Below are 22,007 nucleotides of genomic sequence, written 5' to 3'. Positions count from 1 at the left end.
AATATAATTGCTAATTATGTATGAATTTAACAATATTACTGAATTGATTAAAATTTAAAACAAATTTTAATCACTTGTCCTTCAAAACATTACATCTTTAATAAACTTTAATTTAACTTATCTGCTCCTAAAGTTGGTAAGTAAAATAGATTTTGATTCACATTTTTTAACGACAACCTATAAATCCTAATAGTACTTTCTTCATTATCTGTACCGTAGCCAGAGAAAGCAGTCACTTTTAAATAAATGGGCAAACCGCTTTTATTCCCCTTATAATTTATATTTATAATCCATTCTCCTTGAATATCGCTTTCAAGAAAGAACTCTTTACTTGATGAATTTTCTTGCTTACCAAAATATTCATTCTGACTATATATTGATGTACTTGAAATAAAATAGCGATTTTCAGTATTTACGAACTGAAGGTCAAACTCAGCCTCATCATCGTTCCATTCAAAAAGAAGACGGGTATCCGCGCCCTTCCGCATTTCAGCCACTTCTTTTAAATCTTCTGAACTAATAGCATAGTCGGTTTTATGCTGTAAAAAATGATTGAACTCAGTCGTAATAATAGGATGTAATCCTATAGTATCTGCCACAAGAAAAGAATCGTTCAATAATTTGGTATACCTACTATATAGATTGGCTGCCTTCTGCACTTCATTTACTTCAATATAACTATTTGCCAAGTCTCTATATGATTGCGCATAATTTGGTCTCTTTACAAAAACGCTGGTATATAGTTCGTTTGCTTTTTCAAATTTACCTTCTCGCTGATAAGCATATGCCAAAGCTTTCATTTCATTGATGTTATCAACAAATAGAGATTGATGATTAGAAATAATCACATTATTGAATTCTTCTTGCTCCCAATTGGCAGTAAAATAAATATAAGCATCAAGAAAAAATGAAGCAGAACTACTATAGCGTTTTTCATTTTCGTGATACACTTTCTTAGCCGCTTCAAAACTACTGCTAGCTAAAAGATCTTGAAGATAACTTGGCAAGTTTCTATTTGCTTGTTGTTTATCTATTGCATCAAATTCATAAATATTATTCCGAATTTTAGCTAGGTCACTAGCTCTATTATTCTTGGTAGCATAATTAGCATGTTTTGTACTTATTGCAATTACACCGCCCGCGGCAACCTGCCCATATCTTCCAACGCCAGCAAGACCAGGTATTACCGCTATGCGCTCAATAACATTTAAATCTAAAAAATACGGAACATCTTCATAAATTACTCCGTCAATTTCGAATATTGCAGGTCTAATATTATTAATTGACCCTTTGCCTCCTCTTATAAACACAGCAACTTTGGTAAAAGAACATCCAAAACAAGTATTTCCATTGGTTACATTACCAATGCGAACTCCAGCTATTTTACCATCTAAAGCTGCTAGAATATTTGGCGCCGATAAGTTCAAACTCTTACCATCTACAATAGTTATTGCATGACCAATTGTTTTTTTATCAAGAGTTCCATAAGCACTCTTAGCAAATTCATCATTCGTTAAATATTCAGAGAACATTTCTGCCTCGGTTTTCTTTAAACGCGCTCTTTCAGTAACGGTAACACCTTCTAGTTCTTCAACCATCAAATTCATGGTGACGTTGATATTATGTATGGTCTCCAATACGGTACGTTCCACTTTTTCGAAACCCAAATAATCAAAACTAATGACATCACCTATTTGTGCCATAATGGTATACCTACCATAGGCGTCTGTTTGTGTATGCTTTAATGACTCCGCTATTTGAACAGTAGCATTTTCAACAGGCTTACCATTATTAAAAACAAAACCCGTAATTGATCTATGAGTTGGGACAGGGTTGATATTTATTTGGGGAGTGTTGAACGAATTTTGAAGGGTTTTATGTCTAGCGTATTCTGATATTTGAGAAATGTCATCCTCACTCAAAGTAGAAGTATTTACATAAAAAGTCATTGCATCTCCCCTGAATGTTTTCCATTGTCCTTGGCTCACATATCTTCTGTATGATGTACTTGGTCTATAATCCGCGGCCAAAACCAAACCCACTCGCTTACCATATACTTCCAATAATTCTAGACCAATACTAAAATCTTCATCTACAATAAGGTTGTACGGCTTTAAATCTACGGTTACCATTCCAGAAGATTTGCCTATCATTTTAGTAACGTTCTTTTTCAATAATTTATCTTCTGGATAAATGGTGCCGCCTTTATATACATTAATGCGCACCAATACACTATCAGAATAATTTTCGTTTAGATAAAAGTGAAAATCTTTTAAGAGGTGCTTCTTTTTATCCACACTTATCCTTGTCACCAATTCGGCACCCAACGAACCATCCCCTTTCCAATACCCAAACTTATTTTTACTAGGATAGGAAAAGCCTACGACATCATCTTTTTTACCTTTCAGATATTTAGCGGATACGATTGCCTCATGTAATTGCATTGCTTCAGGCTGCATGACAACTTTTTGAAACAACAAATTATTAAAGTTTACCTCTGAAATTTTAAGCCGAATGGTTTTATAACCTACAGAAGAAAATTGTAGCACATCTGTATTAGAAAAATCAGCCTTATTAATCTCTAGATAAAATTTACCATCAAAATTACTTACGGTACCTACACCTTTATTTACAATTCCAATATTTACAAAAGGAAGCGTCTCTTTCGTATCAGCATCTACTACTGTTCCTTTAAATTGATGTTGCCCAAAAAGTCCTATACTTAGCGTACACAAAAACAATAAAAGACAATACTTTATATGAAGTTTAGTAATCCATTTCATTAAGCGAGTTATTCAATAACCGTCAGGTCACTCTTAAATATATGAATAACAAGCTTTTAAACCTAACACAATAAATAGAAAATAAGATTTTTATTACATCAACAAAATTTTGTCTTACAAATTAAGATTAATTGCCCTGATGATCTTTCACTCGTGGTATCAACAATAATTCCGTTTGTCTACCATTTACATATCTAAATCCATCTTCACCGTAAAAACCTGCTTCTTCAAGCATGATTCTGATATCTCTATTCCATTCCGGTATGTTGATGGTCGTGTTTAATTCAATAGCATAAACAGTATTTGGATTAAGTCCATAATTTTCTCCATCGTCACGCATAACACCACCTTGAGCATCCCACATTCCAATAGTTGTTCCGGCAGAATGACCATAAGCACCTAACGGGTGCGTGTAAATAGAAGGTCTTAACCCTACAGCTTTAGCCTCGTCCAGCGATTTTTTAAGAATTTCATTTCCAGACCTTCCTTTAATCATATTACCGGTTAGAAAGTCTTGCAATTTATTCCCTTCCTTTAGTCCGTTTACTAAAAATTCTGGGGCAGCAGTTTCTTCTGGCTTTAGTACATACGCTAATTCTTGACAATCAGTATTTAAACGCAAATACGTAATACCGAAATCGCAGTGGACCAAGTCCCCTGGTAATATCACTGTATCTTCTGGTCTACCAGAGAAAGAGTACAGGTGACTTACCAATTCCTCTTTACTTCGCTGTACATCTATGGTTGGGTGAAACCAGGTTTCTAAACCTAAATCTGTCACTTTTTGGCGCATCCACCATTCAACCTCAGAAGTCGTGGTAATTCCCGGAGTTATTACTTTCTCTGAGAATGCTTCGGCTATGATATCATGTGTAATATCTACCAATTGATCATAGATAATCATTTCACGCTCCGTTCTAGTTTCAATCCAGCGTACGGCTAGTTGCTCTGCAGATGTTACTTTTGAAGTATACTTTTTAGGTAGATTTGCCATAAATTCCTCATAATCCGTCTTTACCAAACCATCGGCAATGTTATGGTCTGTAGAATAATTAAGTCCGATTTTTTGTGGATTTCTTTCTGATATCAACTGCATTAACCTCTTCCATTGATTAGACTCCTTTTCCTTATCCCAAGCAGAAACAATATTCTTACCAACATTATAACGAGCAACGGCTAATTTTTCAATAGTGTTCTTTGCTTTATCTCTATAAAACAAAAGAATAGTTCTTCTACGGGCATTTAACCAAGTAGCAGGCAACATGGTCTTAATAACTGGATCCTCATTGTATTCCCTTGAAATTACCACCCACATGTCTAAGTCAGCAGCATCCATAAGTTTTGGAAGTAAGTTGTTAAAACGGTCGTCTAGAATTTCATCTATAACAATAGCCCTTTCTTTTTCATTAAGGATTTGTTGGGCGTTCAATAAAAAGCCCTGAATAAAAATGAATACGGTAATTAGTTGCTTGATCATTAGATAGTGGTTTTTCTAATGATGAAAATAGCGGAATATATTAAGGCTTCAAAATTTGTTCAACAGTTTTAGAACGTTGAATTTTTCCACTATCGGTTCTTTGAAATTCTTTAGCTATCAAAATCGATTTAGGTTTCTCGAATTTTTTGAATTCCCCTATACCCTCAATAATTTTCTGAATGTCATTTACTTCTGCATCTTCAACCACTAAAACCACTTTTTGCCCTAATTCATCATCTGCAACACCGGCAACAAAAAACGAAGTATCTATATAGTTTGATATTACTTTTTCAATATGTTCTGGATGTAATTTTACTCCTCCAGAATTAATGACATTATCCAACCTACCCAACCATTTAAATTGAGTTCTTGAAAGTAACTCAACCATATCATTGGTCACCACGGTTTCGTCTGAAATTTTTGGTGCGTTAATTACCAAACAACCTCTATCATCTATGGTAAGTTCTACATTTGGTAAAACCGTAAAAGGAGCATCTTTAACTTCTTTATTGTTCAATGGTTTTATAGCGATATGAGTAATGGTTTCCGTCATACCATAGGTTTCATAACTGCTATTATCAACACCCTTTAATTCTTCTCTTATTGAATTGGAAATGGGTGCGCCACCAATAATTAATTTATGTACTTGGTGTAGTTTGGATAAAGAGTTACCCACCTGCAAAGGAACCATAGCCCCAAAATCAAAAGAATGCGTAACACCATCCAATGGGTACGAACTTGGAGGCAAAAAATGAATATTCAAGCCCAAAACCATAGCCCTGACCAACATCATTTTACCTGCAATGTATGAAGCTGGCAAACAGAGTAAAGCTGTGGAGTTAGGCTCCAGGTTAAAATAGCTACCTGTTGCCAAAGCGCTATTTACCATATATTCTTTTTGAAGTGCAATTGTCTTTGGTTTTCCCGTAGAACCAGAGGTTTTTACCAATATTATTTCGGAGTCATCAATCCAATCCAAAAGAAATGCCCCAATTTGTTTTTCATAGTCCTCTCCTTCCTTTATTAGACTATAACTAACCTCTGTTAAATCATCAAAAGAAATTGCCCTACCATGAATTGAAAAATTAGGGTGTATAAATGCTTTATACATTACTTAATTATCGAGCTTTAAAAATTCTTCTTCAGTTAACACCTTACCTGTTAATTTTTCTTTCCAATTAGTCCATCCGTACTTTTTTGAAAAAACCAATAAAAGAATGGGAAAAACTACAAATACAGGAACCAACATATCCCAACCAAGCACAGGTTCTGAAATATCCCTATAGACAGAATCTACACTAAATGCGGTCCAATCTGCAGTTACTAAAAGTGCTGCAGTTAAATTGTTTGCGGCATGAAAACCAAGAGCAAGTTCCAAACCTTGATCCATAAGTGTAATTATACCTAAAAAGAGTCCGGTTCCTATATAAAAAATCAAGATACCGTAACCCAATTTATCCACTTCTGGGTTCAATATGTGCAATAATCCAAACAGCAAAGAGGTAAAGAGAAGTGGAAACCATCTATTCTTAGTAAGTACGCCCAGACCTTGCATCATATACCCTCTCATTAAATACTCTTCCATACTTGTCTGTAACGGAATCATTGCAATAGCTATAACGGCTAAGATTAAAAAAGGTTCTAATTGAAAGTTATATTCATAATCTTCAGGCGCAAAATAAATATCTATACCGATAAAAAGCACAGATATTGAAGCCCATAAAAAGAAAGAAAAAGCTACTCTTTTCCAGTCAACTTTAGTTCTTGAAGTGGTCAATGCGGTAAGCGATTGTTGATGCAAAAATTTAACCACTAGAAAAACCGCAATAAGTCCGAAAACAAAGGTTAAGAGCATGTAGAACAAAAATGTATTGGAGCCCAATACCTGGGACATCTTTCCTATACTATTACTCATCATTGCAGACATACCACCTTCTTCCAGTGCCAAAGCAGCCAATAACGGAAAGGAGCCTAAAAACTGCCATACCACAATAATTATCAATATTCCTACTAAATATCTCCAATTATCAATTAAACCTTTATACGCCTGTTCTATATACATATTTCATCAATTAAATTCGTATTCCAGTTTTTAGTTTTATTATAAAACAAACCGCCATTCCTTACCTCTAAAGGACTATTAACATTATTAGTAAACAAAGCTCCGGTACCTAAACCTTGTGGCATATTATTACCTAAAGTTGCGGTCCATTGAGCAATTGCGTTTAAACCTATATTACTTTCTAACGCACTAGTTACCCACCAACCAATATTGTTTCTTTCAGCAATTGTAATCCATTCATTACTACCTGCAAAACCTCCAACTAAACTTGGTTTCAAAATAATATATTGTGGTTGTATAGTTTGTAGCAACGTTACCTTTTTTGTTACATCAACAACCCCAATTAATTCTTCGTCAAGAGCTATAGGCAATGGTGTTTTAGCACAAAGATTTTTCATTTCATTCCATTGTCCCTGTCTAATGGGTTGCTCAATGGAATGTAAATCAAGTTTTGACAATACTTCTAATTTCGCCAACGCCTCTTCTGCAGAAAATGCACCGTTGGCATCTACTCGCAATTCAATTTCATCTTTAGAGTAACGCTCTCTAATAGATGTAAGCAATGCAATTTCCGTATCAAAATCAATGGCACCAATCTTCATTTTAATGCATGAAAAACCATCTTTTAGCTTATTCTCTATTTGCTGATGCATAAACTCTTTATCGCCCATCCAAACTAGACCATTAATTGAAATTGGTTGTTGGCCCTCTAAAAAAGTGGAATCAAAAAGATGAAAAGGATCGTTTGATCGCAGTGACAGAAATGCCTGTTCAACCCCAAATTGAATACTTGGAAAATTAGATAATCGCTTAAGCAATTCCACTTCCCCTAAATTGATATTACTTACAACCCAATTACATTTATCTTCATAACCAGGAACATCATCATAGCTAAGTCCCCTAAACAATCCACACTCACCTACTCCCTTTTTACCATCTTGCTCCAAGAATAGAAACCATGTTTCCTTTGTTTTTAGAATTCCTCTAGAGGTGCCGCTCGGATTTTTAAAATTTAGAATATACTTTTTAAAAATTGCTTTCATATAATCCTTCAAATTTAGCTATATTTTCACTTTAATACCGACGGATTTAAAAGAATGGAAGAAAAGGTAATTTGGATAACGGGAGCATCATCAGGAATTGGTGAAGCGCTAACATATCAATTGAACGCGTTGGGCGCAAAAATAATAGCTTCGGCTAGAAGGGAAAGTGTATTGACTCAAGTTAAAAATAATTGCAAGAATCCGGACAATGTTGAAATACTCCCATTAGATCTAACCAATTTTTCATCACTTGAAGAAATTACCGATACTGCATTTTCGCTATTTGGAAAAATTGATGTTTTAATCAACAATGGAGGATTAAGTCAACGTTCTTTGATTGTTGAAACCAAATTTGAAGTTTATCAACAAATGATAGACGTCAATTATCTGGGTACCATAAAATTAACCAAACATGCCTTACCCTATTTCATAAAACAAAAAGGAGGTCATTACGTAACCATCACCAGCTTAATGGGTAAGTTTTCATCGCCTTACCGTTCTGGATATTGTGGTGCAAAACATGCATTACACGGCTTCTTTGATGCCTTGCGAATGGAGCATGAGAAAGACAATATTGATGTATCTATCATCTGCCCTGGCTTTATACAGACCAACGTTGCCAAAAATGCTTTGACCGCCAATGGTACCGCACTACAAAAAGAGGACAATGCAACTCTTAACGGCATGCCCGTAGAAAAATGTGCTAAGGAAATCATTAACGCTATTAAAAAGAAACGCTTTGAAACCTATATTGGTGGAAAAGAAAAATTTGGTATTTACTTAAAACGCTTTTTCCCTAAACTATTACACCGTTTAGTAATGAAAAGTAAGGTGAGGTAATTTATTTAAAATTAAACCAAAAACGAACTCCTTCATTGGTTTTATCTGTATTCAATGAAGTCTGCAGCTGATTTGCCAATCTGTTCATTAAACGAATACCCATTGAGGAATTTGCTCTTTCATCTGTATCTTCCGGTAAGCCAATACCATTGTCCGTATACTCAAAGAAACCTTCTTGACCCGCAATTTTTCTCAAATGAATGTAAATTTTACCGTTACTATCATCATGGGGAAATGCATATTTAAACGAGTTAGATACCAATTCGTTTAAAATAAGTCCAAAAGGTATAGCTCTATCTATATCCAACTCAACACCTTCGGCATCTATGGTAATATTAATATTATGACCTCCTTTTTTATATACGGATTGAATACTATTGATCAAACTCTCAATATACCCTTGCATTTCAATTACGGATAAATCATCGTTCTGATATAATTTTTGATGTATAAGCGCCATGGCCTTTACCCTACTCTTACCCTCTTCCAATGCTGCAATTGCAGCTTTGCTTCTAGTATTCTTGGTTTGTAAACTCAGTAAACTAGAAACCATCTGTAGGTTATTCTTTACTCTGTGGTGAATTTCTTTCAACAGTGAATCTTTTTCCACCAAAGAGTTTTCGATAATAAATTTTTGCTCGGCAATAAGACGTTGATTCTTAATACTCTTTAAGTAAGCATATACCAGACCGGCAAAGCCAATAAGCGTAAATATCAAGGAAACAAAAACCAAGCTAATTTTATCATCCCTAGCCTTAATATCTTTTCTAGATGCTTCTAATTGAGCTTTTTGTTGCTCCATAGTTTTTTTGGAGTTATCCAAATCTTGCTCAATTACCGATGTCAGTTGCTGATTTTTAATATTAGAAGCAAGAGCATCTATAGAGTCTCTAATTCTAATATTTTTCTTTAAATAAACCGTTGAGTTTTGATAATCACCGGTTTTAAAATAATAATCCGCATAAATTCTGTTCCGCTTTAAAATATTATCCAATTTAATTGGGTTCATTTCATCGCTTAAGTAATCTGTTGCCTTAGCATAATCATCCAATTTCAAATAACACTCTGCCAACGCCAAGGTATTTTCAATAATATCAGATGAAAACTTACTCTTATTATATTTTCTAATAATTTCCCTACTCTCTTCTAAAAACGGAATTGCTTTTTCATATTCACCCAGTTGCACATGACATTTACCAATATTGCCAATAATGATTCCGTTTAAAATTCTACCATCGGCAATTTCCTTATCAGAATGTTGATTGGTAACATCACTTAAAAAAACCTTGATCAAACCCTCTGCTTTTTTAAAGTAGCTAAGCGCCGTAGGCGTAGATTTATCTTGTCTTAAATAATTACCAATTGTATTATTGTAAATAGCAAGCCCGTAGTAATCATCATCTTTAAGCTCTTTCTTTTCTTCGGTCATGTAATCTCGCATAGCTTTTCTATATTGACCAAGACTAGCGTAAATATCATAAAAAGCCACGTTATCGGTTAAACCCAATTCACGCTTTACCCTTCTGATTTCTATTTGCTTATCATAAAGTTCTAGCTTAGCATAATTACTATCTAAAATATCTAAAATGATGTGTTTGGAATCTAGATCCAACTTACTTAAGTCATCGTAAAGAGGTCTAGCAATAGCCAAACTCTTTTCATAGTTGCCCAAATCGTAATATATCTGAGACTCAATAAGTTGGTAATTCCTAATGGAAATAGAATCTTTAGTTTTCTCAGAACTGTTCAAATACACTTTTACGGTATCTAACCAATCATATGGTGAATTCTGATTGTAACGATTTGGAGTATTAAAAAAGAAGAAAGAACGTAATTCTCCGTTCTCTAAATCTTGAAACTGCTTGTAGTAATCTTCATTTTGAGTCGTTACACCATCTTGCGCCGCTAAAGTGCACATAAATACACTAAAAACTATAGTGCCTACAAATCTCAAAATAAAAGGTTTTTTCATATCTCAATAAAAGTCGAATCAAACTTAATGCTAATAGCTGACCCAACTAAATTTTTGTTGTGAGCCGTTATTAAATTATCATTAAATAACAACGAGCCCAAAAAGCGTGTTCTACGTACTTTTTATTAAATCATTAAAAATTGCGCTTTATTCTGGCTGCCTTAGACCAATATGGCTAAAACAATAGGCAATTATCAATAAATCAAAATTATGAATTAGCCATAGGACCGTGCATTAATTGTTGTGTAACCTCAAATATTTGTTGTGAAATGCAAACAAGTGGTTCAGCCATGCATTTTACCGATGAAAAATAACATTTAAACGATGAAAAAATACCTTTCATCTAAGATTGGCGCAAAAAAAAACACCTTTAAAAAAGGTGTTTTTTTTATATATCAACTTATATCAAGAATTCATTGCCGAAATAATAAATTCTTTAAAGTCTTTAGAAATTGGAATCAATGTATTATTGATCATTATATCCTTTGAATTAATAGCATCAATATGATCTACATTTACAATGTATGATTTGTGTGCTCTATAAAATTTATTCTGGGGAAGCTTCTCTAAATAATCTTTTAATGGTGATCGTACCAAGAATTTTTTATCCACGGTATTCACTTCTAAATATACATTATCCGCCTTTATAAACTGAATATCACCAAATTGAATTCTGTAATATAAATGTTGTTTTTTAACAAATATAGAATCCTTCAAAATTGAATTTGACATGGCAACATCTTCAGTATTTCCACTGTTAGCCGTTCCATTACTGGCATTTTGTTTGCCATAAATAAAGTTAGATAAGGCAATTTCAATAGAAGTATAAAGATCTTGTTGCTCAAATGGCTTTACCAAATAACCGTTAGGCTTAACCGTCTTGGCATTCTCAACCGTTGCACGATCAGAGTTAGAGGTTACAAAAATGAAAGGAATGTCATAATTCTCCCTAATATGTTTACCTAAGTCTATACCTGTTTTATCAGAGGCTAAAATGATGTCAATAAGAACTAAGTCAACCTGCTGGGTTTTTAACACCTCAACTGCTTGCTCGTAAACAATTACATTATCAACTATTTCATATCCTATTTCCTCTAACATAGATTGCATATCATCAGCGATGATTACATTATCCTCAACAATTAGAATTTTTATGGGTTGTTCCAAGACTTAAAATGGTTTGTGGGTTATACTCAAAATTACAAAAAATAATAATAACTAATAAAAAACAATACCGCTATAAAAAACGTACTTAAAGCTAATTTTTTAAGCTCAGGATCTAGTTCTGCAGCCTTATCTGTGAGAGCTACTTTTCTTAAATGAACCAGTATTGGTAGGTAGCCTACAAGACTTACATAACGTAACTGTGAGGCATTTGTTGTAAAGAGAAAATAAAACAAACACAAAAAGGATACGACCAGAATGGAATAATGATATTTTTTTGCCTTAGACAATCCTATTTTTACAGCCAAAGTATTCTTGCCAACGGCAGTATCTGATTTAATGTCTCGCATGTTGTTAAGATTAAGAACCCCAACACTTAAAAGTCCTATTGCAATTGCCGGTAACACAGCGAACAAATCAATAAATTTCAAGTACAAAAACATGGAACCCAAAACACTTACCAATCCGAAAAATATAAAGACAAAAACATCGCCCAATCCTTGATAACCATAGGCTGATTTACCTACAGTATATTTAATTGCGGCCCAAATGGCCAAAGCACCTAAAACCAAAAATAAGACAGGGTAAAGAACATCTTTAGTTCCAAACGATGTGAATATCAATGAAATGATTAAAACTGCATTAATTACAATGCTGATATAGATACCTCTTTTTAATTCTGTGGCAGTAAGCAAACCACTTTGCAAGGCGCGTTTAGGTCCTATTCTATCATCACCATCAGTGCCTTTGACACCATCGCCATAGTCATTGGCAAAGTTAGAGGTCACCTGTAGACCTATAGTTGTACATAAGGCCAATATGAAAATAGTTACATTGGTGGCACCATAATAAGCAGCCAATGCCGTACCTACAAAAATACCTGATATTGATAAGGGAAGCGTTCTAAGCCTTGCAGCGTTGAGCCAAGCTTTAACTTTAGTCACTAAAATGGATCTTCTATTTGAATTCTTTTACCATCTTGGTAAGAAGCTACGAAAGCATCGTTGAAACCTAGATCAACCAATTGTTTTCTGAATGACTGGGCCTCTTCTAGAGTTTCAAAGTTCCCTAAGGAATAAGAGTAAAAAGGATTTGTCTTTACAAAAAGCGTATTGGTCAAAGCCTCAGAAGCTAATGTTACATTGTTATCCACAAATGACTTTACCTGAACCGAATATATCTTTTCTTTCTGTAAAAACTCTTTTGCCAAGTAAAATTCCTTTACTAAACTAAGTTCTTCATTCTGTTCTTTAAGATTCTCCAAGCGCGTTCTATATGCATCAACACTATCAATTGATGTCAAAACCAAATCTTTATTATTGTTCCTGTTAAAACCTCCAGAACTAGAAATACCAGCGGTAAAAGATGTGAATGCCAAACCACCTATCAAGAAAAGACCTGTAATACCAGCAAAAATGTTTCGCTGAATCTTACTCTTTTTCAATTCTTTATTCTTAAACTTTATCTGATCCAATAAACGCTCATTGATAATTTGAGCTTTATCTACATCTTTATGTAATTCTAGTAAATCACTTTCTTCTATAAAAGGCATATACAGGGTAAATTTTGCGCTTAAAACTTAAATGTAAGTTAAAATTTGTTAATAACTTTTCATTTACCACAAAAATAAAATTAATTGTAAGTTATCACAATAAACCTGACCATTATTTAAGTTATTTCGTTGAAAATCAAATACCTAAGATTTTTCTTACAATTAACACCCTAATCATCTGATAATGTGATACCGTCAGATTCTATTTTTATTTTTCTATCTTTATAAAGCGTACCCAGACCTTTCTTAAAAGTCTTCTTACTCATTTGAAAGACATCTCTAATTTCTTCTGGTGCAGATTTATCATGTAATCCTAAAAACCCACCGTTTTCAACTAAGACCTCGTATATTTTTTTTGCCGCAGGTTCTAATACTTTTGCTCCAAGTGGTTGAAGTGAAATATCCAACTTATTATCTTTTCTAATCGTTTTTACACAACCAGGTATTACATCACCGATATTAATTGGCTTAAAGACTTCATTAAAATATACCAAACCCTTATGCCTTTCATTTACGATCACTTCCCACCCTAAGTCTGTTTGCCTTGTAACCACAAGGTCTACCTGCTCCCATTCTTTTAAATCTACGGTGTCATTACTAAGAAATTTATCAAGCTTATTAGACGCTACCAATCTACCAGAACGCTCATCTAAATAACAATGAACAACATACCATTGCCCTTCTTTCATTTTAACACGCTGCTCCCTAAAAGGTACCAACAGGTGTTTTTCCAGTCCCCACTCCATAAAAGCACCAAACTCATTAACTTCAGCAACTTGTAACAATCTAAATTCACCGAGCATAATATCCGGTTCTAAAGTTGTTGCAACTGGTCTTTCATCATAATCCAAATAACAGAACACTTTAATCTTCTGCCCTATTTCATACCCAGTAGGTACATACTTATTTGGCAACAAAACATCATTGCCCTCTTCATCGCCCAAAAAAAGCCCTACACTGGTGTCTCTTAAAATCTCAAGGTTGTTAATACGTCCTAATTCTATCATGCTGCAAAATTACATTTTAAATATTTAAATACCGGAGCAAAAAAAAGACCGTTATCAAAAGATAACGGTCTTTATATTATTTGCCATCTGACTATTTATCGTAAACAGATGCTTTATTGAAATGCTGACAAAGCTTATAATAGATAACCGCTCTATGTTTATTTCTGTTAGAAGAACCATACTTCTCCATAACTGTAGCAATAGCGTCATCTAATTTAGAATCATCTGCAAGACCTAATTTTTTGATCAAATAGTTGTTCTTAACAGTATCCAATTCTTTTTGGTCACTACCAGATACTTTAGAAGCATCAATATTATAAATAGATGGTCCTAAACCAACAGTTACTTTTTTAAGCAAGTCCATATCTGCATCCTCACCAAATTTATCTTTGATGTCCGCAGCATACTTTTCTATTAAATCGTCTCTTTTACTCATGTTAAATGTGTTATAATTAATGGTTAATACCCTACTAAGATATGAAACGAAAATAATCAATCAAAATTTTATCGTTTATTAATGTAGGTGTAGTAATTTCCAGTAACATCGGACGAACGGTTTCTTTGTAAAAGTCCTTTAATTCATCTTCAAGTTCTATAGAAGATTTAGCCGTTCTATAATCAAAACCAAACATGTTGCACAGATGCTCAGCGGAAAGAGAATGACGTGTTTCAAAATAGGTTTCAAATACACTGGAATCATCTTTACCAGGGAGAATCCTAAAAATGCCACCTCCACCATTATTAATTACTATAATTCTAAAATTGTTCTTTATATAATTGTTCCAAAGTGCATTACTATCATAGAAAAAACTTAAATCACCCGTAACCAATAAAGTGGGGCTACCATATGCCCAAGACGCACCAACGGCAGTAGATGTACTACCATCAATACCACTAGTACCTCTATTACAAAATACCTTTAATGAAGGGTTCAAATCAAACAACTGGGTATACCTAATAGTAGAGCTGTTTGCCAATTGCAACATGTAATTATCTGGCACGGAACCCAACAACTGTCCAAAAGCTGAAAAATCAGAAAAAGGAATCTTTTTAAGATACGCCTCTCTTTTTAACATGTAGCCTTGTTTCACCTTATTCCAACTCAAAAAATAATCGCTATCCGTTTTAATGGGTTGTGCATACATCTCATCAAAAAAACGGTTAACAGAAATTTTCAAATGCTCTTTCAGGCAAAAAAATGTATTATTCGCTGTTTGTCCACCAATATGCCAATGATGATCTGGTTTATGTTTTCTTAAGAAAGCCTTTACTTTTTTAGAGACAATTAATCCACCAAATGTGATCAACACCTCAGGTCTTAATTTTTTGAACAACTCATCACTATCCAATTGCATTTCAATAGGTGCAATTAAAGAATCTATACTATTAAAAAAATGTGGATGATGAATGTTAGAAGTAGTTTCTGTCAATACCAAAACACTAGGGTCATTCGCTAAAAAATCTAAAATTTCACTTTCTACCTCATTGGGAGAGTTTACCCCTACCAAAACCATTTTTTTAGAAGATGCATTCCAAATTTCCCTATGAGGCTCTATATTTAGTACATCTACGATTTCATTAGCATCAATATTTAATTGAGGTGAAACAGTTGGCTCTAAAAATGTATTATACAAGGGCTCTTCAAAGGGTGCGTTTATATGTACCGGACTATTAGATTTCAACGAAATATCAAAAGCAAGATTAAGTTGCTGGTCATTAAAGGTTTGAACATCGTGCTGAATATCTTCCATTTTACCATCCTCAAACCAATCTGGTCTGTACTGCAATACTGTTGAGGAAGCGTGACTTACATCTTGTTTTAAATTTGCCGAATAACCAATATGGTTTTTAAAAACATTGCGCTGATCAATAGTTTGTCCATCACCAATACCTAATTTATAAACTGGCCGATCTGCAGAAATTACAATTAACGGAATGTTACTGTAGTATGCTTCGGCAATTGCAGGGTAATAATTTAAAAGGGCACTACCGGAGGTACAAAGTACCACTACAGGTTCTTTTAACTGTTGTGCCATACCTAAGGCAAAAAATGCGGCAGATCGCTCATCAACAATACTAAAGCACTTAAAAAAAGGATTCTCTGCAAAAGCAATTGTTAATGGCGCATTTCTTGAACCAGGCGAAATTACAATATTACCAATTTCCTTGGCCCGGCAATGTTGAACTATAGTTTGTGCAGTGGGTATAGCAGAGTATTTCATGTAGTTCAAAAATACGACCAATGCCGATTATATACCAAAAAATGCGTGTCTAATTACCGCTTAATACACGAAGCATTGTCATGCTTTTTAAAGAGGTTTCTTCCCACTCACTTTCTGGATTGGAATCTTTTGTGATACCACCACCTACATAAATAGCCGCTTTAGCTTTCTGCAATTGCATACATCGTAAATTCACAAAGAGCTCTGATGTTTTTGCTACACTTCGGTAGGCACTGTTTTCTTGATTTTTTCTATTTCTGTTTCTTGATACTTCTTCTTGAATATTCAACTCCCCAAGAAAACCTGTATAAAACGAGCGATCGTACATCTCATTGTTCAAAATAAATTCCTTGGCGCTAGCCAAAGGTGTACCGCATACAGCCGGTGTTGGGTGCAGTGCTTTTAATACAGTACCAAAATTATTAGGAGAAAAAGTACCTTTTATTTCCGTTCTAAGATGCCAAAGTTGACCAGCTCTTACAGACTCTCTTTCAGAGCTTTTTAATGAAACCGTTTTTTCCTTTAAAGCATTTAAGATATAATCTGTCACCAATTGTTGTTCGTCCAATTCTTTCTTTGACCATTTTGGCATTTCCGATTTTTGAGAGTTCTGTGTGCCCGCAAGCGACATAGTAGAAAATTGAGAACCTTTTCTTTTTACCAGTATTTCTGGCGTTGCCCCCATCCAGGAACCAACTTTTGGATGATACCAGAAGTAACAAAATGCTTTTTTATAAGTATTCAACAAATGTTGGTATACCTCTAATACGTCTTCTTTAAATTCAACCTCAATTTTACGAGACAATACTACCTTATTAAATTCACCTTTGTCAATAGTTTTAATTGCAGATGAAACCAAATTAAGATATCTAAGTTTTTCTATTTCATTGTACGCTACTGACACATTTTGGTTAAGATCATTTATCTCACTTTGCTCATACAAAGCTTTAATAACAACATCCATCTTTAACAATATGGCATTGTCATTTAAATTAAAGGGTGCAAAAACGAAACCCGTTTCTGTAAAATCTTTTACATAATGAACCTCATCGTTACTTTGAAATATCCCAATGAGTTCAGCGTTATTGGGCTTTCTATACAATGCAAATGGTAACTGTTCTTTTAAACAGGTTTCAACTTGATCAAAAAGTTCTTGCGGCATACTAGCTTTTGGGTAATGCTATTGTAGTTAGTTTACAAAGCGAGATTAATTGATCTGCTTCATTGGTTATTTTTATCTCCCACAGTTGTGTGGTTCTTCCCTTGTGTAAAATGGTAGCTTTTGCATAAACAAATCCATCCTTTATGCTTTTTACATGATTTGCTGCAATTTCCAAACCTCTTACAAAGTACTTATTTCCATCCAAAAATATATAAGATGCCGCACTACCAACACTTTCTGCCAATGCTACAGACGCACCACCATGGAGAACACCGTCGGGCTGATGAACTTTTGACGTAACAGGCATTTTAGCCAATAAAAAATCTTCCCCAACATCTATATACTCAATATCTAATGTTTCCATTAAGGTATTCTTAGAAGTTTCGTTACAGATCTTTAAAATTTTTTCTTTGTAGTCGTTCATCCTTTTTTTTGTAAAATTAAGCATTACATTACCAATTGAAAAGCTAAGAAGAATTGCAAATACATGAACAAGAAAGTTAAAAACGTCTCATATCATACCACCAACACCTATGAGACTTTAAATGAATTAAATAGCCAAACAAAACGTGTTTGGTTAGTTTTCCATGGCATTGGGTACTTAAGCCGTTTTTTTCTTAAATATTTTGCAGACCTGCCCAAAGAAGAAAATTATGTTATTGCACCCCAAGCACCTTCTAAATACTATTTAAAAAATGAATACAAACATGTGGGCGCAAGTTGGTTGACCAAAGAAAATACATCATTGGAAACCATAAACGTTTTTAATTATATTGATGCGGTATTGCAAAACGAAAATTTGCCAGAACATTGTGAGATTATTTTTTTCGGATTTTCTCAAGGAGTTTCAATAGCTACAAGGTATCTGGCTTATTCTAAACTTCAATGTTCAAAATTGATTATCTACGCAGGTGGTTTGCCCAATGAACTCAAGAAACAAGATTTCAACTTTTTAAACAAAGACACCAAAGTCATATCCATTATTGGAGATAAAGACCAATATCTTAGTCCTGAAAGATTATCAAAAGAAAGCGAAAAAATTCATTTGTTATTTGGAGATAATATTCAACATATAAGTTTTGACGGTGTACATGAAGTAAAAAAAGAAATTATAAATCAGTTAGTATAATGAAAGGTCAAGTAACTCTAGAAAATGAAAGGGTAAGGTTAAGTCCATTAACAATGGATAACTACAAAGTATTGATACCTATAGCATCTCAAGAAAATTTAGTTCAATATTCTCCGTCCGATATTGCTACGCCCAACAGCTTAAAAAATTATGTAACAATAGCTTTACAACAATTAGTGGCAGGCACTAGCATTCCATTCATAATATATGATAAAAAGCAAGGTGTTTATGCCGGATGCACCCGTTATATGAATATGAATTATAAAAACAAAGTACTACATATAGGTTCTACATGGATAGGTCGTGAATTTCAGGGTACTGGGTTAAATACGGAAATGAAAAAATTAATGCTTGTTTATGCCTTTACCACTTTAGATTTTGAAAAAGTGGAATTTCGTGTAGATGAGCGTAATACCGCATCTAGAAAAGCAGTAGAAAAACTAGGATGTGTTTTAGAAGGTATTTTAAGAAAGGATGTCTACCTCTTAGATGGCTTTAAAAGAAACACGTGTTGTTATGGTTTACTGCGTACTGAATGGATAAAGAAAAATCAATAGTATTATTTTTCAACCGTTTTAGACACTTGTGGGTAATAGGTGATTTTTCTAGTGGTATAGGTATTATCAGGTGTCACTATTTGTTTTACCCAGTTGCCAAACTCTGAATTATCATATTGGTAGATGTATTCCTTTTTTATGATTCCCGCTCCTCTTTTTGCAATTTCGGTTACCAACATTCCTTTCTCATCGTATTCATAAGTAGTTCTAGTGGTAGGTACAAATTTTTCAGCAACACCATCATATTCAAATTCCTGTTCAGCCATTAACATACCACCTAAACTATAAACCTCCTCAAAGGCGAAATTCTCTTCACCATTTAAATACTCTTTGGTCAACACTACTTTTTGTACCTGTTTATTCTTAGGTTTTAAAGTAGATGTACGAATAGATTTTAAAGGTACTTCGTTCAATAGATAGGTCACCGTATTCTCACCTTTAAATTTCTTATGTTCTATTTGGGTAATATCCGTACCATCATTGTTAGTTCTTTTTATGCTTATTAAATCACCAAACTCGTCATAATAATATATGTACTCATCTAAAAACTGTTTATCATAAGAAAATATTCGTTCTTGTATTTTAAGGTTATCCGTAGAATCTATTTCATAGAAATGAGCTATTGACGTACTGGCATCAAAAGTATTATTCCTGTAAGATTCAGAGCGTTTTTCTAACAACTCCCCTTTACCGTACTTGTAATAAACCACGTCATAATCTTGATCATTATATCTGGTAACCGATTTTGTCAAAAGACCATTTTTATTAAAGTCATATTCCTCTTTACCATAGTCGGTGCTTACCAAACACTTTTTTACGTTACCCGTCAAATCAAAATCTTCAACAGTGAAAATTTGAATCTCTTGACTTTGTATTTTCCCTATAATCGAAATGAAAACAATTAAAAATGTCTGAAAGTATTTTCTTATCATACTGTAAAATTACTTTAATAATACGTGGTTCAAAATAAATTACCGTAAAAGTAAAAAGGGGCGGTAAATACCGCCCCTTTTATATATCAAGTTAAAGTTATATTACTTTACTTCTTCGAAGTCAACGTCTTCAACATTATCACCTTCAGAAGCACCACCGTCTGCAGTTGGCTCTCCTTGAGGAGCACCACCACCTTGAGCTTCAGCTTGTGCTTTGTACATCTCTTCAGATGCAACTTTCCAAGCTTCGTTGATTTTATCTAAAGCAGGAGTAATTACAGCTATATCTTTTGTCTCATATGCTGCTTTCAACTCTGTTAAAGCTTCTTCTATCGGCTTTTTCTTATCATCAGATAATTTATCGCCAAATTCCTCAAGTTGCTTCTCAGTTTGGAAAATCATACCATCGGCCTCATTTAGCTTATCGGCAGTTTCCTTCGCTTTCTTATCAGACTCAGCATTAGCTTCTGCTTCTGCTTTCATCTTTTTGATTTCCTCTTCAGTTAATCCAGAAGAAGCTTCGATACGAATATCTTGAGATTTACCTGTAGCCTTATCAGTTGCAGAAACCTTAATAATACCATTAGCATCGATGTCAAAAGTTACTTCAATTTGTGGAGTACCTCTCTTTGCTGGTGGAATACCATCTAAATGGAATCTACCAATGGTCTTATTATCATTTGCCATAGGTCTTTCCCCTTGCAATACATGAATTTCAACCGATGGTTGGTTATCCGCTGCCGTAGAGAACACCTGAGATTTTTTCGTTGGTATTGTAGTGTTAGCTTCAATCAGCTTTGTCATTACACTACCCATAGTTTCAATACCTAATGAAAGTGGTGTAACGTCTAATAACAATACATCTTTAACATCACCAGTTAAAACACCACCTTGAATAGCTGCTCCAATAGCAACAACCTCATCTGGGTTTACACCTTTAGAAGGTTTTTTACCAAAGAATTTCTCAACAGCTTCTTGTACTGCTGGTATTCTAGTAGAACCACCAACTAGGATAATCTCATCAATATCGCTCTTAGAAAGTCCCGCTGCTTTCATAGCAGTTTCACATGGCTCAATAGTTCTCTTTACCAAATCAGCAATCAATTGCTCAAACTTAGATCTAGTCAAAGTTCTTACTAAGTGCTTAGGTCCAGAAGCAGTTGCGGTAACGTAAGGCAAGTTAATTTCCGTTTGTGCAGATGAAGACAATTCTATCTTAGCTTTTTCAGCAGCCTCACGTAAACGTTGTAACGCCATAGAGTCTTCTCTTAGGTCCAAGCTTTCTTCAGCCTTGAACTCTTCTGCCAACCAGTCAATGATTTTTTGATCTACGTCATCACCACCTAAGTGTGTATCACCATCAGTAGCCAATACTTCAAATACTCCATCGCCCAACTCCAATATAGATACATCATGTGTACCACCACCAAAGTCAAACACAACTATTTTCTGGTCTGTATCTTTTTTATCCATACCGTAAGCCAAAGATGCAGCTGTAGGTTCGTTAATGATACGTTCTACAGTTAAACCGGCAATTTCACCAGCTTCTTTGGTTGCTTGTCTCTGTGCATCGTTAAAGTATGCTGGTACGGTAATAACCGCACGTGAAACATCTTGACCTAAATAGTCTTCTGCAGTTTTCTTCATTTTCTGAAGAATCATTGCAGATAATTCTTGTGGAGAATATAAACGGCCATCAATATCTACTCTAGGCGTATCATTATCTCCTTTAACAACTTTATAAGGTACTCTTCCTGCCTCTTTACTTGATTCAGAAAATTTATTACCCATAAACCTTTTAATAGAATAAATGGTTTTATGAGGGTTGGTTACCGCTTGTCTTTTTGCTGGATCACCAACTTTAATTTCACCACCATCAACAAAAGCGATGACAGATGGCGTAGTTCTTTTTCCTTCTGCATTTGGAATTACCACTGGCTCATTACCTTCCATTACGGAAACACAGGAGTTGGTAGTACCCAAATCTATTCCTATAATCTTACTCATTTTATATGTTTTAAATTAAGTGCTTTATTTTACAATCGGTATGTAAATGACAAACAATATGCCAAGCACAAAAAACTGACATGATGTCATTATTATGT

Annotated in this window: 19 protein-coding genes; 3 read left to right on the top strand and 16 right to left on the bottom strand. The window is 34.2% G+C overall.

Translation table 11 applies throughout. The annotated features are described in order from the left end of the window. Positions 1–107: 107 nt before the first annotated feature. The 5 genes from CSC80_RS10915 to CSC80_RS10895 all read right to left on the bottom strand — a co-directional run bounded on the left by CSC80_RS10915 (position 108) and on the right by CSC80_RS10895 (position 7,365). Positions 108–2,783 carry a carboxypeptidase-like regulatory domain-containing protein gene (locus CSC80_RS10915; RefSeq protein WP_099191803.1) on the bottom strand — a complete coding sequence of 892 codons (2,676 nt, stop codon included), beginning with the start codon at positions 2,781–2,783 and terminating at the stop codon, positions 108–110. Positions 2,784–2,910: 127 nt separating this feature from the next. Next, positions 2,911–4,260 carry a M24 family metallopeptidase gene (locus tag CSC80_RS10910; protein WP_099191801.1) on the bottom strand — a complete coding sequence of 450 codons (1,350 nt, stop codon included), beginning with the start codon at positions 4,258–4,260 and terminating at the stop codon, positions 2,911–2,913. Positions 4,261–4,300: 40 nt separating this feature from the next. Continuing rightward, positions 4,301–5,371, bottom strand: a complete 1,071-nt coding sequence (locus tag CSC80_RS10905) for an AMP-binding protein (RefSeq protein ID WP_099191799.1) — start codon at positions 5,369–5,371, stop codon at positions 4,301–4,303. 3 nt (positions 5,372–5,374) lie between these two features. After that, complete coding sequence (locus CSC80_RS10900; RefSeq protein WP_099191797.1) at positions 5,375–6,322, bottom strand: CPBP family intramembrane glutamic endopeptidase; 948 nt, start codon at positions 6,320–6,322, stop codon at positions 5,375–5,377. Continuing rightward, on the bottom strand, positions 6,313–7,365 hold the full coding sequence (locus CSC80_RS10895) for an o-succinylbenzoate synthase (protein WP_099191795.1): 1,053 nt from the start codon (positions 7,363–7,365) through the stop codon (positions 6,313–6,315). Before CSC80_RS10895 ends, CSC80_RS10900 begins: the two co-directional genes overlap by 10 nt. A 54-nt stretch (positions 7,366–7,419) precedes the next feature. Between CSC80_RS10895 and CSC80_RS10890 the strand changes: the two genes are divergently transcribed. Further along, a complete protein-coding gene (locus CSC80_RS10890) occupies positions 7,420–8,205 on the top strand; it encodes an SDR family oxidoreductase (protein WP_099191793.1) in 786 nt (261 codons plus the stop codon). Position 8,206: 1 nt separating this feature from the next. Here CSC80_RS10890 and CSC80_RS10885 read toward each other — a convergent pair whose 3' ends face one another. The 9 genes from CSC80_RS10885 to CSC80_RS10845 all read right to left on the bottom strand — a co-directional run bounded on the left by CSC80_RS10885 (position 8,207) and on the right by CSC80_RS10845 (position 17,708). After that, entirely contained in the window at positions 8,207–10,177 is a 1,971-nt protein-coding gene (locus tag CSC80_RS10885; RefSeq protein WP_236973377.1) for a histidine kinase dimerization/phosphoacceptor domain -containing protein, read from the bottom strand. Positions 10,178–10,582: 405 nt separating this feature from the next. Then, positions 10,583–11,344, bottom strand: a complete 762-nt coding sequence (locus CSC80_RS10880; protein ID WP_058103224.1) for a response regulator — start codon at positions 11,342–11,344, stop codon at positions 10,583–10,585. A 32-nt stretch (positions 11,345–11,376) separates the two neighbouring features. Then, a complete protein-coding gene (gene menA, locus CSC80_RS10875) occupies positions 11,377–12,285 on the bottom strand; it encodes a 1,4-dihydroxy-2-naphthoate octaprenyltransferase (RefSeq protein ID WP_099191791.1) in 909 nt (302 codons plus the stop codon). Beyond that, positions 12,285–12,893: an SPOR domain-containing protein gene (locus CSC80_RS10870; RefSeq protein WP_099191789.1), complete on the bottom strand. Its 609-nt coding sequence runs from the start codon at positions 12,891–12,893 to the stop codon at positions 12,285–12,287. The genes menA and CSC80_RS10870 overlap by 1 nt, the downstream gene beginning before the upstream one ends. A 170-nt stretch (positions 12,894–13,063) precedes the next feature. Continuing rightward, positions 13,064–13,900 carry a S1-like domain-containing RNA-binding protein gene (locus CSC80_RS10865; RefSeq protein WP_074673285.1) on the bottom strand — a complete coding sequence of 279 codons (837 nt, stop codon included), beginning with the start codon at positions 13,898–13,900 and terminating at the stop codon, positions 13,064–13,066. 91 nt (positions 13,901–13,991) lie between these two features. After that, positions 13,992–14,336, bottom strand: a complete 345-nt coding sequence (locus tag CSC80_RS10860; RefSeq protein ID WP_071341864.1) for a DUF2853 family protein — start codon at positions 14,334–14,336, stop codon at positions 13,992–13,994. 34 nt (positions 14,337–14,370) lie between these two features. Next, a complete protein-coding gene (locus tag CSC80_RS10855; protein WP_099191787.1) occupies positions 14,371–16,122 on the bottom strand; it encodes a 2-succinyl-5-enolpyruvyl-6-hydroxy-3-cyclohexene-1-carboxylate synthase in 1,752 nt (583 codons plus the stop codon). Between the two features lie 49 nt (positions 16,123–16,171). Further along, the gene (locus CSC80_RS10850; RefSeq protein ID WP_099191785.1) at positions 16,172–17,284 is read right to left on the bottom strand and encodes a chorismate-binding protein; all 1,113 of its coding nucleotides are present in this window, start codon (positions 17,282–17,284) and stop codon (positions 16,172–16,174) included. Position 17,285: 1 nt separating this feature from the next. Beyond that, positions 17,286–17,708: a hotdog fold thioesterase gene (locus CSC80_RS10845; protein WP_058104270.1), complete on the bottom strand. Its 423-nt coding sequence runs from the start codon at positions 17,706–17,708 to the stop codon at positions 17,286–17,288. Between the two features lie 63 nt (positions 17,709–17,771). Between CSC80_RS10845 and CSC80_RS10840 the strand changes: the two genes are divergently transcribed. Next, positions 17,772–18,413, top strand: a complete 642-nt coding sequence (locus CSC80_RS10840; protein WP_099191783.1) for an esterase — start codon at positions 17,772–17,774, stop codon at positions 18,411–18,413. Then, the gene (locus CSC80_RS10835; protein WP_099191781.1) at positions 18,413–18,970 is read left to right on the top strand and encodes a GNAT family protein; all 558 of its coding nucleotides are present in this window, start codon (positions 18,413–18,415) and stop codon (positions 18,968–18,970) included. The genes CSC80_RS10840 and CSC80_RS10835 overlap by 1 nt, the downstream gene beginning before the upstream one ends. A gap of 2 nt (positions 18,971–18,972) precedes the next feature. Here CSC80_RS10835 and CSC80_RS10830 read toward each other — a convergent pair whose 3' ends face one another. Together CSC80_RS10830 and dnaK are read right to left on the bottom strand one after the other, a co-directional pair. Beyond that, complete coding sequence (locus CSC80_RS10830) at positions 18,973–19,902, bottom strand: hypothetical protein (protein WP_099191779.1); 930 nt, start codon at positions 19,900–19,902, stop codon at positions 18,973–18,975. 102 nt (positions 19,903–20,004) lie between these two features. Beyond that, entirely contained in the window at positions 20,005–21,909 is a 1,905-nt protein-coding gene (dnaK, locus tag CSC80_RS10825) for a molecular chaperone DnaK (protein WP_071341858.1), read from the bottom strand. Between the last annotated feature and the right edge of the window lie 98 nt (positions 21,910–22,007).

The organism is Maribacter sp. 6B07 (assembly GCF_002700155.1).
GTDB lineage: Bacteria > Bacteroidota > Bacteroidia > Flavobacteriales > Flavobacteriaceae > Maribacter > Maribacter dokdonensis.
The sequence above is the reverse complement of the archived record's forward strand: the minus strand, read 5'-3'. Positions and strand labels throughout refer to the sequence as shown.